The sequence below is a fragment of the Aliiroseovarius sp. genome (assembly GCF_030148435.1).
GTDB lineage: Bacteria > Pseudomonadota > Alphaproteobacteria > Rhodobacterales > Rhodobacteraceae > JASBTN01.
The window spans coordinates 23,951-36,957 of sequence record NZ_JASBTN010000050.1 but is presented as its reverse complement, the minus strand read 5'-3'; the positions used below and the strand labels follow the sequence as shown (position 1 = coordinate 36,957).

General features: G+C 64.3%; 13 protein-coding genes. 4 read left to right on the top strand and 9 right to left on the bottom strand.

Annotated elements, in window-relative coordinates; all coding sequences use genetic code 11:
* Nucleotides 1-6 precede the first annotated feature (6 nt).
* The 6 genes from Q1V43_RS08835 to Q1V43_RS08810 all read right to left on the bottom strand — a co-directional run bounded on the left by Q1V43_RS08835 (nt 7) and on the right by Q1V43_RS08810 (nt 5,621).
* Nucleotides 7-1,371, bottom strand: a complete 1,365-nt coding sequence (locus Q1V43_RS08835; RefSeq protein ID WP_300516667.1) for a pyruvate dehydrogenase complex E1 component subunit beta — start codon at nt 1,369-1,371, stop codon at nt 7-9.
* Nucleotides 1,372-1,391: 20 nt separating this feature from the next.
* Nucleotides 1,392-2,381 carry a pyruvate dehydrogenase (acetyl-transferring) E1 component subunit alpha gene (gene pdhA / locus Q1V43_RS08830; protein ID WP_300516664.1) on the bottom strand — a complete coding sequence of 330 codons (990 nt, stop codon included), beginning with the start codon at nt 2,379-2,381 and terminating at the stop codon, nt 1,392-1,394.
* A 198-nt stretch (nt 2,382-2,579) separates the two neighbouring features.
* A complete protein-coding gene (locus Q1V43_RS08825; RefSeq protein WP_300516662.1) occupies nt 2,580-2,882 on the bottom strand; it encodes a septum formation initiator family protein in 303 nt (100 codons plus the stop codon).
* Between the two features lie 143 nt (nt 2,883-3,025).
* Entirely contained in the window at nt 3,026-3,919 is an 894-nt protein-coding gene (locus tag Q1V43_RS08820) for a fructose bisphosphate aldolase (protein WP_300516660.1), read from the bottom strand.
* Nucleotides 3,920-4,075: 156 nt separating this feature from the next.
* Entirely contained in the window at nt 4,076-4,231 is a 156-nt protein-coding gene (gene hemP, locus Q1V43_RS08815; RefSeq protein ID WP_300516658.1) for a hemin uptake protein HemP, read from the bottom strand.
* A gap of 199 nt (nt 4,232-4,430) precedes the next feature.
* Nucleotides 4,431-5,621 (bottom strand): phosphoglycerate kinase, encoded by a 1,191-nt coding sequence (locus Q1V43_RS08810; protein ID WP_300516655.1) that lies wholly within the window; start codon nt 5,619-5,621, stop codon nt 4,431-4,433.
* Nucleotides 5,622-5,757: 136 nt separating this feature from the next.
* Between Q1V43_RS08810 and Q1V43_RS08805 the strand changes: the two genes are divergently transcribed.
* The 4 genes from Q1V43_RS08805 (at nt 5,758) to Q1V43_RS08790 (ending at nt 8,142) form a co-directional block, all read left to right on the top strand.
* Nucleotides 5,758-6,258, top strand: coding sequence for a peptidylprolyl isomerase (locus tag Q1V43_RS08805; RefSeq protein ID WP_300516653.1), 501 nt, complete (start codon nt 5,758-5,760; stop codon nt 6,256-6,258).
* The gene (locus Q1V43_RS08800; RefSeq protein ID WP_300516651.1) at nt 6,251-6,910 is read left to right on the top strand and encodes a peptidylprolyl isomerase; all 660 of its coding nucleotides are present in this window, start codon (nt 6,251-6,253) and stop codon (nt 6,908-6,910) included. Before Q1V43_RS08805 ends, Q1V43_RS08800 begins: the two co-directional genes overlap by 8 nt.
* A 91-nt stretch (nt 6,911-7,001) precedes the next feature.
* Nucleotides 7,002-7,175 (top strand): hypothetical protein, encoded by a 174-nt coding sequence (locus Q1V43_RS08795; RefSeq protein WP_300516649.1) that lies wholly within the window; start codon nt 7,002-7,004, stop codon nt 7,173-7,175.
* A 1-nt stretch (nt 7,176) separates the two neighbouring features.
* Nucleotides 7,177-8,142 (top strand): DUF3179 domain-containing protein, encoded by a 966-nt coding sequence (locus Q1V43_RS08790; RefSeq protein ID WP_300516646.1) that lies wholly within the window; start codon nt 7,177-7,179, stop codon nt 8,140-8,142.
* Between the two features lie 164 nt (nt 8,143-8,306).
* On the opposite strand, the gene trpE is transcribed toward Q1V43_RS08790, so the two are convergent.
* The 3 genes from trpE to Q1V43_RS08775 form a co-directional block, all read right to left on the bottom strand.
* The gene (gene trpE, locus Q1V43_RS08785) at nt 8,307-9,818 is read right to left on the bottom strand and encodes an anthranilate synthase component I (protein WP_300516644.1); all 1,512 of its coding nucleotides are present in this window, start codon (nt 9,816-9,818) and stop codon (nt 8,307-8,309) included.
* Between the two features lie 10 nt (nt 9,819-9,828).
* Nucleotides 9,829-11,673, bottom strand: a complete 1,845-nt coding sequence (locus tag Q1V43_RS08780; RefSeq protein ID WP_300516641.1) for a peptidylprolyl isomerase — start codon at nt 11,671-11,673, stop codon at nt 9,829-9,831.
* 75 nt (nt 11,674-11,748) lie between these two features.
* On the bottom strand, nt 11,749-12,936 hold the full coding sequence (locus Q1V43_RS08775; RefSeq protein ID WP_300516638.1) for an aminotransferase: 1,188 nt from the start codon (nt 12,934-12,936) through the stop codon (nt 11,749-11,751).
* Between the last annotated feature and the right edge of the window lie 71 nt (nt 12,937-13,007).

Genomic DNA, 13,007 nt, shown 5'->3' with positions numbered 1-13,007 from the left:
GTCTCCTTACCGGTAAGTGACGGCTTTGACGGCGGCGATCACCTCTTCGGTGGTGATCAGGGCCAGTTTTTCCAGGTTCGCGGCATAGGGCATGGGCACGTCCTTGCCGGTCATGTTCAACACCGGGGCGTCGAGATAGTCGAACGCCTGTTCCATCAACACCGCCGAGATATGGTTGCCGATGGAGGCCACCGGCCAGCCTTCTTCGACTGTGACGCAGCGGTTGGTCTTCATCACCGAGCGGATTACCGTATCCGTGTCAAGTGGGCGCAGGGTGCGCAGGTCGATGACCTCGGCCGAGATGCCGTCCTCGGCCAGCTTGTCAGCGGCTTCCAGCGCGTATGTCATGCCGATGCCGAAGGAAACGATGGTCACATCAGAGCCTTCACGCCAGATGCGGGCCTTGCCGAAGGGCACCGTGAAGTCATCCATCACCGGCACATCGAAGCTCTGCCCGTAAAGCAGCTCGTTTTCCAGGAAAACGACCGGGTTGTCGCCGCGGATCGCGGTTTTCATCAGGCCTTTGGCGTCGGCGGCCGAATAGGGCATTGCAACGTGCAGGCCGGGGATCTGCGCGTACCAGGCGGCGTAGTCCTGGCTGTGCTGGGCGCCCACGCGGGCGGCAGCGCCGTTCGGGCCGCGGAACACGATCGGGCAGGTCATCTGACCGCCGGACATGTAACGTGTCTTGGCCGCCGTGTTGATGATGTGGTCGATCGCCTGCATCGCGAAGTTGAAGGTCATGAATTCCACGACCGGGCGCAGACCGCCCATCGCGGCACCGGCGGCAAGACCGGCAAAGCCGTGTTCGGTGATCGGCGTGTCGATCACGCGCCTGGCGCCGAATTCGTCCAGCAGGCCCTGGCTGACCTTGTAGGCGCCCTGATACTCGGCGACTTCCTCGCCCATCAGGAACACGCTGTCGTCGCTGCGCATTTCCTCGGCCATGGCATCACGCAGGGCCTCGCGCACGGTGGTCTTGCGCATTTCGGTGCCTTCCGGGATTTCCGGATCTTCCGGCACCACGGTTTCGACCGGCGTCGCCGGGGCGGATGCGGTGGCCGGGGCAGGGGCCTCGGCTGCGGGGGCTGCGGCGGGGGCCGGAGCGGCCAGGTCATCGGCGCTTTCGCCTTCCTCGATCAACACGGCGATCGCGGTGTTGACCTTGACCGCCTCGGTGCCCTCAGCCACCAGGATCTTGCCCATGATGCCTTCGTCCACGGCCTCGAATTCCATCGTGGCCTTGTCGGTTTCGATTTCCGCGATCACGTCACCCGAGGTTACGGTGTCGCCTTCCTTGACCAGCCATTTGGCCAGGGTGCCTTCCTCCATGGTGGGGGAGAGGGCGGGCATGAGAATTTCGGTTGCCATTGTCGTGTCTCCTCCGGGGATCAGGCGTAGATGTCCGTCCACAGTTCTTCGACTGCGGGCAGGGGGCTTTCCTTGGCGAACTCGGCCGAGTCGTTGACGATGGCCTTGATCTCCTTGTCGATCGCCTTGAGGTCGTCTTCGGTCGCGTGTTTGCCGTTCAGAAGCAGGGCGCGCACACTTTCGATCGCGTCATGGTCTTCGCGCATCTTCTGCACCTCTTCGCGGGTCCGGTATTTGGCCGGGTCCGACATCGAGTGGCCGCGGTAGCGATAGGTCTTCATTTCCAGAATGTAGGGGCCCTTGCCCGCGCGGCAGTGGTCGGCGGCCTTCTGGCCGGCTTCCTTCACCGCCAGAACGTCCATGCCGTCGACCGCCTCGCCGGGGATCGAGAAGCTCTCGCCGCGCTTGAACATGTCGGGCATGGAGCTGGCGCGCTTCACCGCGGTGCCCATGGCGTATTGGTTGTTCTCGATCACGTAGATGACGGGCAGTTGCCACAGCGCCGCCATGTTGAAGCTTTCGTAGACCTGGCCCTGGTTGGCCGCGCCGTCACCGAAATAGGTAAAGGTCACGCCGCCGTTTTCCTTGTACTTGTCGGCAAAGGCCAGCCCGGTGCCGATCGGAACCTGGGCGCCGACAATGCCGTGGCCGCCGTAGAAATGCGCCTCTTTCGAGAACATGTGCATCGAGCCGCCCTTACCTTTCGACAGGCCGCCAGAGCGCCCGGTGAGCTCGGCCATGACGCCCTTGGGGTCCATGCCGCAGGCCAGCATGTGGCCGTGATCGCGGTAGGAGGTCAGGCGCTTGTCGCCCTCTTTCGCCGCGGCTTCCAGCCCGACGACGACGGCCTCCTGGCCGATATAGAGGTGACAGAAGCCGCCGATCAGCCCCATGCCGTAGAGTTGACCGGCCTTTTCCTCGAATCGACGGATGAGCAGCATCTCGCGGTAATAGCCGAGCAGCTCTTCCTTGGAAGTGTTTGGTTTCTTGGCGCTTTTGCGGGCAGCCATGAAGCATCCTCCTCTTGGTGCCGGGCCCGTGATCATCACCGCGCCGGACAATAGTTTAGCATTAAACAATCTTATACAGGAGGTGATCTCAAATTTCACCGAAAATTTCCGCAACGTCACGCAGCGCTGCCATGCACCAAACGCAACCGTCTGGCGAGTATTGATTTCAAAGGAAAATTCCGGAGTCAGTGGCGCGGCTCAGCGCAACACGACCTCATCCGCGCGCACCATGCCCAGCACTTCGCGGCCCTGCTGGTCCAGAAGATCAAGATCCAGGTAGTCGTCGGACAGGCGCAGGGTCTTGTTCGACAGCGCGTTGATCTCGGCAATCAGGCGGTCGCGCTCCTCGCGCAGATCTTCGGCCTCGGCGTCGATCTGGATGCGCCGGAACAGACCGTAATCGCCCTGTACGGAAGCAAAAGTGAAATAAAGGCCGAGTCCGACAGTCACCACGAAAAAGATGACGCCACCTAATCCTGTCTGTCTGCGCGGTCCGCTCATGTCTGCCTCACCATGCGCCTCTGTCGGGCGGTTTCGAACAGTATGACACAGGGTTGATGAGCTGTGAATCCCAAATCGAATCGTTCCAATGAAAAAAGGCGGCCCCGTGCAGGCCGCCTTTTGCCAGTGTGTTCCGGCCGGCGTCAGCCCGCGACCGAGGCGTCATAGATCGACTGGATCGTGTCCTTGATGGTCTCGTTGAACGCCTCGTCCGACTGCCGGGCCGACAGGCCTTCGGTCAGGGCGCGCGAGAAGCTGGCGATCATGCCGGTGTTCTGTGCCAGGCGCGAATTGGCCTCCTCGCGCGAATAGCCGCCCGACAGCGCCACGACACGCAATACGCGCGGGTGGTCGATCAGCGGTTTATAGAGATTGGCGGTTTCAGGCAGGGTCAGCTTCAGCATGACTTCCTGGCCTTCCTCCAGCGCGTCCAGCTGCGCGGTCAGGGCCGCCAGCAGCAGCGCTTCGGTCTCGGCCTTGTCGGCGATCGAGATCGAGATCTCGGGCTCGATGATCGGCACCAACCCGTGGGTCAGGATCTGCTTGCCCACCTCGAACTGCTGGTTCACCACCGCGTCCACGCCGGCCTTGTTCGCCGCCGAGATGACCGAGCGCATCTTGGTGCCGAAAACCCCGGCCGCAACCGCGCGTTCGCACAGCGTGTCGAGTTCCGGCATCGGTTTCATCACCTGAGCGCCGTTCTCTTCTTCGGCCAGCCCCTTGTCGACCTTCAGGAAGGGCACTACGCCGCGCTCTTCCCACATGTAGGTGGCGGTGGGTTTGCCGGCGATCTCGCGGTCCATGGTCATCTCGAACAGGATCGCGCCGACCACCTGATCCCCGGTGAAGGCCGGGGCCTGGCTGATGCGCGCGCGCATGGCGTGGATCAGGTCGAACATCTCGGCGTCCGAGCCGTATTCGCTTTCCTCGATGCCGTAGAGGCGCAGCGCCTTGGGGGTCGACCCACCCGATTGGTCCAAGGCGGCGATGAAGCCGTTTCCGTCGCGAATTTTGGTGAGTTGATCCTGGTTCGGCATCTCAAGTTCCCCATGGGTCTGATGAATGGCTTTTGACCAGCCTCTACCGCAGGGGGGCGCGGGTTTCAATCGCGGTGGCGCTAACGGGTCCACGCAGCGGGTTTGGGGCGGGCGACCGGTGGATGCCCACCCCCTGTTTTGTCCGCGCCTTGTGCGTCACTTGGTCAGGATCAGCTTGCCCGCGCGGGTAATGGTCAGCGTGTAGACCATGTCATTGAGCACGATATGCGCGCTCTTGCCGCTGTCGGTCAGCGCCAGTGCATCATGAGTCGGGCGGGTCTGGAAGTCGGCGGGACGGGTGGGGGCGGTCATGGGTGTGTTCCTTCGATCAGGTCCAGCAGGGTTTCGATGAAAGACATTGGGTCGCGCTCCTCATGGTGATGGAAAAGGGCGTCGGGCTGGGGGCTGGACAAGAATAATCTGACAAAAACACTAAGAAAAAGCAAGCAGCAAAATGAAAGCCCCGTCAGATCGACGGGGCTTTCAGGAAAATCCCATGTTTTCAGCCTGTTCAGCCTTCCAGCGCGGCCACGCCGGGCAGGGTCTTGCCTTCCATCCATTCCAGGAAGGCGCCCCCGGCGGTCGAGATATAGGTAAAGTCCTCGCCGTGACCCGAGGCGTTGATCGCCGCCACCGTGTCGCCGCCACCGGCGACCGAGGTCAGGCTGCCTGCGCCGGTCTGTCCGGCGATCACGTCGAGCATGGCGAAAGTGCCTTTCTGGAACGGCTCCATCTCGAACACGCCCAGCGGGCCGTTCATGATCAGCGTGCGCGCGTTTTCGATCACGCCCTGGATATAGGCGACGGTTTCCGGTCCCGCGTCCAGGATCATCGCATCGGAGGGGCAGGCATTGACTTCTACCGTTTCATTTGCGGCATTCGCGGCGAATTCACGCGCCACGACGATGTCGCGCGGCAGCACGATCTCGCAGCCCGCGTCCTCTGCCTTGGCAAGAATCTCGCGCGCGGTGTCAGCCATCTCATGTTCGGCCAACGACTTGCCCACGTCCACGCCCTGCGCGGCCAGGAAGGTGTTGGCCATGCCGCCGCCGATCACCAGGTGGTTCACCTTGGCCACCAGGTTGCCCAGCAGGTCCAGCTTGGTCGAGACCTTGGCGCCGCCGACCACGGCCACCACCGGACGTTCCGGTGCGCCCAGGGCGGCTTCGAGCGCCGACAGCTCGGCCTGCATCAGGCGCCCGGCGCAGGAGGGCAGCAGGCGGGCGATGCCTTCGGTCGAGCCATGGGCGCGGTGAGCGGCGGAAAAGGCGTCATTGCAGTAGACGTCGCCAAGCGCTGCGAGGGAGGCCGCGAACATGGGCTCGTTCCTGGTTTCCTCGGCGTGGTAGCGGGTGTTTTCAAGCAGCAGTACCTGGCCCGGTTCCAGCGCGGCCACCGCCTGTTTGGCAGGCGCGCCGATGCAATCCTCGGCAAAGCTGACGGGCAGGTCCAGGGCGGCCTCCAGCGCCGGGCGCACGATGGCCAATGACATGTCCGGCACGCGTTCGCCTTTCGGACGCCCGAAATGCGCCAGCAGCACGGGTTTGCCGCCCGCCGCGACGATGTCCTTCACCGTGGGCACGATACGCCGGATGCGCGTGTCGTCAGTCACCGCGCCATCCTTTACCGGCACGTTGATATCCACGCGGCACAGCACAACCTTGCCGTCCAGCTCCATGTCGTCGAGGGTCTTCCAGGCCATACGTCGTCTCCCAGGTGTCATTCGGCCCCCAGACACACCAAAAGCGCGCCTAGGTCAATCTGTCATGCAGGTGGCTCTTTCATCTTGTGGCCCGCGCGCTTAGTTTGGCGCCAACAAACGAACAAAGGAGAGCCTCATGGCCGACTACAAAGACCCCGAAAACACCATCCTGATGGAGCTGAAGGACGGCACCGTCGTGATCGAGCTGCTGCACGACATCGCTCCCAAACATTGCGAGCGCATGAAGGAACTGGCGCGGTCCGGCCAGTATGACGGCGTGGTGTTCCACCGGGTAATTGACGGGTTCATGGCGCAGACCGGCGACGTGCAGCACGGCAAGGACGCCGCGAACCTGCGCATGGCGGGCACCGGCGGCTCGGACCTGCCCAACCTGCCGGCCGAGTTCTCGGGCATTCCGCACGACCGCGGCACCCTGGGCGCGGCCCGGTCGCAGAACCCGGATTCGGCCAACAGCCAGTTCTTCATCAACTTCTCGGACAACCACTTCCTGAACCGCCAGTACACGGTCTATGGCCGCGTGACCTCGGGCATGGAACACGTGGATGCGATCACGCGCGGCGAGCCGCCCGCGAGCCCGGACCTGATGATTTCCGTGAAGGTGGCCGCCGATGCCTAAGGATCGTCTGATTGCCCTGGTGGCCTTCCTGTCGGGCGCGGTCCTGGTGGTGGGCTACATGCTCTGGGCGACGTTCTTTTCATCTCCCGTGACGCCGGACACCCCGGTTGCCGAGGCCGCGGCCACGGCGGACACCGCCAATCCGCGCGTCGAACTGGTGATCGAAGGCGAAGGCGCCAATGGTGCCGTGGTGCTGGAGCTGTTCGCGGATGTGGCCCCGAAACATGTCGAGCAGATCCTCGCCCTGGCGGCCGAAGGCCAGTATGACAACGTGGTGTTTCATCGCGTGATCGAGGGCTTCATGGCGCAGACCGGCGACGTGCAGTTCGGCAAGGTCGGCGGCGACATGCGCATGGCGGGACGGGGCGGGTCCGACCGCCCGGACCTGCCCGCCGAGTTCTCGGAGATCGCGTTCGATGCGGGCATCGTCGGCATGGCGCGCTCGCAGAACCCGAACAGCGCCAACAGCCAGTTCTTCATCATGTTCGACGCGGGATATTTCCTGAACGGTGATTATACCGTTGTCGGCAAGGTGGCCGAGGGTATGGATGTGGTGAACTCGATCAAGCGTGGCGAAGGTCAAAACGGGGCGGTAATCGGCCAGCCTGACGTGATGAAGACCGTGCGCGTGATCGAAGCCCCCGCCGAATAGACGGACACGTCCAATCAAACAGCTGTGAAAGGGGGTGGCGTTGCCGCCCCCTTTCCTGTTTCGCTGGGAACAACTGCTACAGGAGGTTCCCATGCGCATTGCCCTGACCGTTCTGCTGATCGCCGCCGGCCTGCTGGTCCAGGCCCATATCCCCGAGACCCAGGCCAGAGTCCCCGTGCCCTACGAGGCAACGATCATCCCGGCGGCGCTGTACCTCCTGGTCGGCGAGAAGGACTGCAACACGTCCCGGGTCTGGGACGTCTGAGATGCGGGTCCTGCGCCTCGCCGCCCTGATCGGCGCCTTAGCCGCGCCCGCCACCGCCGATCCGAGTTTCTGGCAATATGAATGGCCGAACACGGATTTCACCAACACTTCGGTCGATAACTGGGGCGAGATCCTGTCGGGCGGGCCGCCCAAGGACGGCATCCCCTCTATCCAGGATCCCGAGATGATCCTCGCCACCAGGGAAAACCGTATCGGTGCGCGCGAACCCGTCATTACCCTGGAGTTGCCCGGCCAGACACCCCGGGCCTATCCGATCCGCTATCTGACCTGGCATGAGATCGTGAATGACCTGGTGGGGGATGTGCCGGTCGCCGTGACCTTCTGCCCGCTCTGCAACTCCGGTATCGTCTTTGACCGCCGCGTCGAAGAAGGCGTGCTGAGCTTCGGCGTGTCCGGCAAGCTCAGGAATTCGGGCATGGTCATGTATGACCGCGAGACCGAAAGCTGGTGGCAGCAGGCGATCGGGACCGGCATCGTCGGGTATTTCACCGGTCGCGACCTCAAGCAATTGCCAAGCTGGTTGGAAAGCTGGGCCGAGTTCACCAAACGCAACCCGGACGGGCTGGTGATGGATCAGCCGAATTGGCCGCGCAGCTACGGGCGCAATCCCTATGTGAGCTATGACAGTTCGGCCCGGCCGTTTCTATACAGCGGCGAATTGCCCCCGCACGACATTCCGGCGCTGGAGCGCGTGGTGCGGGTCGGAGACCGCGCCTGGCCGCTGTCCCGTCTGGCCGAGCTGGGCGAGGTCAGCGAAGGCGGTGTCGTGATTTCATGGACGTCCGGCCAGGCCTCGGCGCTGGACAGCGGGCGCATCGAGCAGGGACGCGACGTCGGCACGATCCGGGTCCGTGATGCGGCGGGCAGGGACGTGCCCCATGACGTCATGTTCGCCTTTGCCTTCCACGCGTTCTTCCCGGACGGGACCTGGATGCTTGGCGGTTGATGTTGCCAGATGGGGTGCCTTCGGCACGCTCGATTCATGGGGTGGGGGCGCTGCCCCCAGGTGACAAGCCCTGACGGGACTTGTCACGCTCCCCCGGGATATTTTGGGCAAGATAAAGAGAAAGGGCGCCGTAGGATGGCGCCCATTTCCGGTCTTTGGTCCGCTCAGTTGCCGCGCCGATGGGTAAACATGGCGGCGGTTTCGGCGGCCATGCGGATGGCTTTGGACTTGTTCACCGTTTCCTGGAATTCGGCCTCGGGGTCCGAATCGAAGACCACGCCGCCGCCAGCCTGGATATAGAGTTTCTCGTCCTTCACCACGGCGGTTCTGAGCGCGATACAGACATCCATGTCGCCTCCGGAACTGAAATAGCCCACGCCGCCGCCGTAAACGCCGCGTTTTTCCGGTTCCAGCTCGTCGATGATCTCCATCGCGCGCACCTTTGGGGCGCCGGACACCGTGCCCGCGGGCAGGCCGGCCAGCAGGGCCGACAGCGCGTCATGATCTTCTGACAGTTCGCCCACCACGTTCGACACGATATGCATCACGTGGCTGTAGCGTTCGATGATGAATTCTTCGGTTGGGCGCACGGTGCCGATCTTGGACACCTTGCCGGTGTCATTGCGCCCGAGGTCGAGCAGCATCAGGTGCTCGGCCAGTTCCTTCTGGTCGGCCAGAAGGTCGGCCTCCAGCGCCCGATCCTCTTCCGGCGTGGCCCCGCGTGGGCGGGTGCCGGCGATCGGGCGGATGGTGACTTCGCGATCGAACACCCGCACCAGGATCTCGGGGCTGGCGCCGATCACCTGGAAGCCACCGAAGTTGAAGTAGAACATGAAGGGCGAGGGGTTGGTGCGCCGCAGCGAGCGGTAGAGCGCGAAGGGGGGCAGGGGGAAATCCTGGGTCCAGCGCTGGCTTGGCACCACCTGAAAGATGTCGCCTGCGCGGATGTATTCCTTGGCTTTCTCAACCGCCGCCAGATAGTCGGGCTTGGTGAAATTGGACACCGGTTCGCCCAGCTTCATCGCCTCGCCCAGGTCGCGGCTTTCGCCAACGGCGGCGCGTTCAAGATCGCGCAACGCGTCCATGACCCGTTCGGCGGCCTGGGCATAGGCGGCTTTCGCCGTGAGGCCCGAGCCGACGAAGGCGGGGGCCACCAGTGTTACCTCGCCCTTGACCCCGTCCAGCACCGCCACGACCGAAGGACGCAGCATCAGCGCATCCGGCAGGCCCAGCGGGTCGGGGTTGACGTCGGGCAGGTGTTCGACCAGCCGGATCATGTCATAGCCGAGGTAGCCGAACAGGCCCGCCGCCGCGCCGGGCAGGTCCTCGGGCAGGTCGATCTCGCTTTCCGCCAGCACCTGGCGCAGGGTGTCGAGCGGGTGGCCCTCCATCGGTTCGAACCCGTCGGCGTCGAACCGGGCCTGGCGGTTGATGCTGCTGCCCTCGCCCCGGCATTGCCAGATCAGGTCCGGCTTCATGCCGACGATGGAATAGCGCCCGCGCACCTCGCCACCGGTGACGCTTTCCAGCATGAAGCTGTCCTTGCGCGCTTCGGTCAGCTTCATCATCAGGCTGACCGGCGTGTCCAGATCCGCGGCCAGGCGGGTGTAGACCACCTGGTTCCTGCCCGCGGTCCAACCGGCTTCGAACGCGTCGAAGGAAGGGGTGAGGGCCATCGGATACTCCTTACGGGAACTGGGCGTTCACCGCGTCGATCACGGCGCGGTCGAGGGTGATGCCAGCCTCGCGCTGCAGCGCGTTGGCAAAGGCGATCTCCAGGTCGGTGCCCAGTTCCTGGGAAAGACGCTCGTTGAAGCCCTGTTTGACCAGCCGGGCATCGTCCGAGTCCAGGTCGGCGGCCGTGATCGCGTCGACACGGACCAGGATCACGCCATCGAAACCGGGCACGACCCGCCAGGCGCCCTGGTCCATCTCGAACACGGCGTCGAGCAGTTCGGGCGGGGCTTCCGACACCACGTCGGTGCGGGCAAGGCCGGTTTCCACCACTTCGGTCAGCCCCTTGCTGTTGGGGGAGGCCCCGCCGTCGAAATCGGCCAGAAGCGCCTCGGCCTGCAGGGTCAGCAGGCGCTGTTTCTCGCCGTCGGTCCAGCCGTCCACGGCCACCTGGCGCGCCTCGTCCAGGGATTGCACGCGGGGGGCGTCGATACGGTCTGCGCGCAGGGCGAAGATGCCGCCATCGGACATCAGCGTGATCTGCGGGAAATCCGAGGTTGTCACGGCGCCAGCCGCCTCGCGGAAACTGTCATAGGCGGCGATGCCCTCCGCGCTGCCCTGGGTCCAGGCCAGGGTGCCGAGCGTCAGGTCGAAGTCGGCTTCCAGCTCTTCCAGCGTGGCGCCACCGGCCAGGATTTCGTCCAGTTCCTGAACCATTGCTACGATCTGACGGCGGGCGGTGTCGGCGGCATATTCGCCTTGCAGCTCCTCGCGGGCGTCTTCGAAACTGGTGTTCTGGGCGGCCAGCACGGCGTTCATGCGAAAGAGCGCCGGACCCAGGTCGCTGTCGGCAGGTCCGGCGATGCTGCCGGGCTCGGTCAGGGCGAAGACGGCTTCGCCCGCGTCGTCCAGGTCATCAAGGGTCACGTCGCCCATGTCCGTGTCGGCCAGCGCCAGACCGCGTTCGGCCACCAGCGCCGGGAAGTCGATCTCGCCCGATGCCAGGCGGTCCACGGCGGCCTGCGCGTCCTCGGCGGTGCCGAAGACCAGCCGTTCGACCAGGCGGCGTTCGGGCACCTGGTATTCGTCGATACGTTCGTCATAGAGCGCACGCAGGACGGTTTCGTCCACTTCGATGGTCGGGATCACCTCTTCCGGGTTCATCCAGACATAGGTCAGCTGTTTGGTTTCGGGCAGGGTGAAGGGCTCCGGGTTGGCCTCGTACCAGGCGGTCAGCTGGTCGTCTGTGGGGGCGCCCGGCTCGGTTTCGAGCTTGTCGAGCTCCAGCGGTGTCCAGGTGAAGCTGCGGGTCTCGCGGGCATGGGCGTAAAGCGCATCGATATAGGCCGATTGCGGAACGACGCCGCGCTGCACCGCCATGCGCACGATCGACAGGGCGGTATCGACGCGCAGCTCGCCTTCGAACTCGGCGGCGGTCAGGCCGCTTTGCTGCAGGGCGAATTCATAGGCCTGGCGGTCGAAACTCCCGTTCGCGCCCTTGAAGGCATCGATCTGCACCACCTGGTCGCGCACCGCCTTGTCGCCGACCGAGAACCCCAGGCGCGCGGTCTCGTTCTCAAGCGCGACGGTGGCGATGATGCGGCCCAGAACCTGCTGGTCCAGACCGAAAAGCCGCGCCTGTTCCATGGTCAGACGCTGACCGGTCTCGGCCTCGACCGCGCGGAACTCGGCGTTCAGTTCGCGAAAGTACCGGTTGGCATCGATTTCCGTTTTGCCCACCTTTCCGATCGTCCCGGCAGAGGTGCCGAAATTCGTGGCGCCGAAGCCCACCAGACCCACCATGACAAGACCCATGAGGATCCATCCCAGCGTGCGCGATACCCGTTTGGCGGCCATGATCCGTCCTTTCCCGTTGCGGTCCAGCCGGTTTTACGTCGCGCGCGTTGGAATGCCAAGCGCTGGTGACAGGATTCAGGGGCTATTTTCAGCGGTAAAGTCGCGCAGGCGGTCCGCAAGCGTGGCGATGCCCGCACGGTCGATATTGGCAAAGGCGATACGCAGTTGCCGGTCGCCGGCCGGATCGCCTTCGGGCATGAACATGGAGCCGGGCAGGGCGAGGATGGAGGCCTCTTTCACCAGCCGCTGGCAGAGCTCTTGCGAAGGGGTATCGAACGGGTGTTCCACATAGGCGAAATAGGCGCCGCAGCCCAGGATGCGCCAGCCGGTCAGGGTGGAGAAATGCTCTTCTACCGCGGCGCGGCGGTCGAGGATTTCCAGCCGTTCCCCGCCGACCCAGTCCGACAGGTGGCGCATGCCCCAGAGCGCGGCGTGCTGGCCAAGCTGGGCCGGGCAGATGGTGACGGTGTCGAGGAATTTCTCAACCTGAGCCAGTCGTTCGGGGCTGGCGACCATGGCCCCGACCCGGTGGCCGGTCAGCCGGTAGGCCTTGGAGAAGGAATAGAGCTGGACCAGGTTTTCCTGCCAGTCCGGGGTCATGAACAGGTCATGTGGCGCCGCGTCCCGGCTGTCGAAATCGCGATAGGTCTCATCGATGATCAGCACGATGTCATGGGCCTGGGCGAGGGCAAAGAAGGCACGCACCAGTGCGGCAGGGTACTCCACCCCGCCCGGGTTATTCGGGGTCACGAGCGAAATCGCGCGGGTGCGCGGGGTGATCAGCGCCTCGGCCGCCTTCGGGTCGGGCAGAAGGTCATCGCCGGTGGCCAGTGGCACGGCTTTGATGCCGCCCATGTCGAGCCACATCTTATGATTGAAATACCACGGTGTCGGCAGGATGACCTCATCGCCCGGCGCGGCGATGGTGGCCATGGTCGCGGCAAAGGCCTGGTTGCAGCCCGAGGTGATGGCGACGTTTTCGAAGGCGATTTCCCCGCCATAGGCGGCGGCCCATTGATGCGCCACCTCGGCGCGCAGGTCGGGCAGGCCCAGGACGGGGCCATAAAGATGCGCGCTGTCCTCGTTCAGGGCGGCATCCGCGATGGCCCGACGCAGCTCCGGATGTGGCGGATCCACCGGGGCGGCCTGGCTCACGTTGATCAGCGGCCGGTCGGGCGGGAAGGTCACGCCAAGGGTCCAGCGCCGCGCCTCCATCACCGGCGGGGGGGTGGTGGCCTGGATGTTCGGATTGAAAACGGGCATTGCGAACTCCTGGGGTGGGCGTCCTGTGGCTGTTGTCCGGGGACGTTAGCAAGGGTTCGCATGGCCCGAAA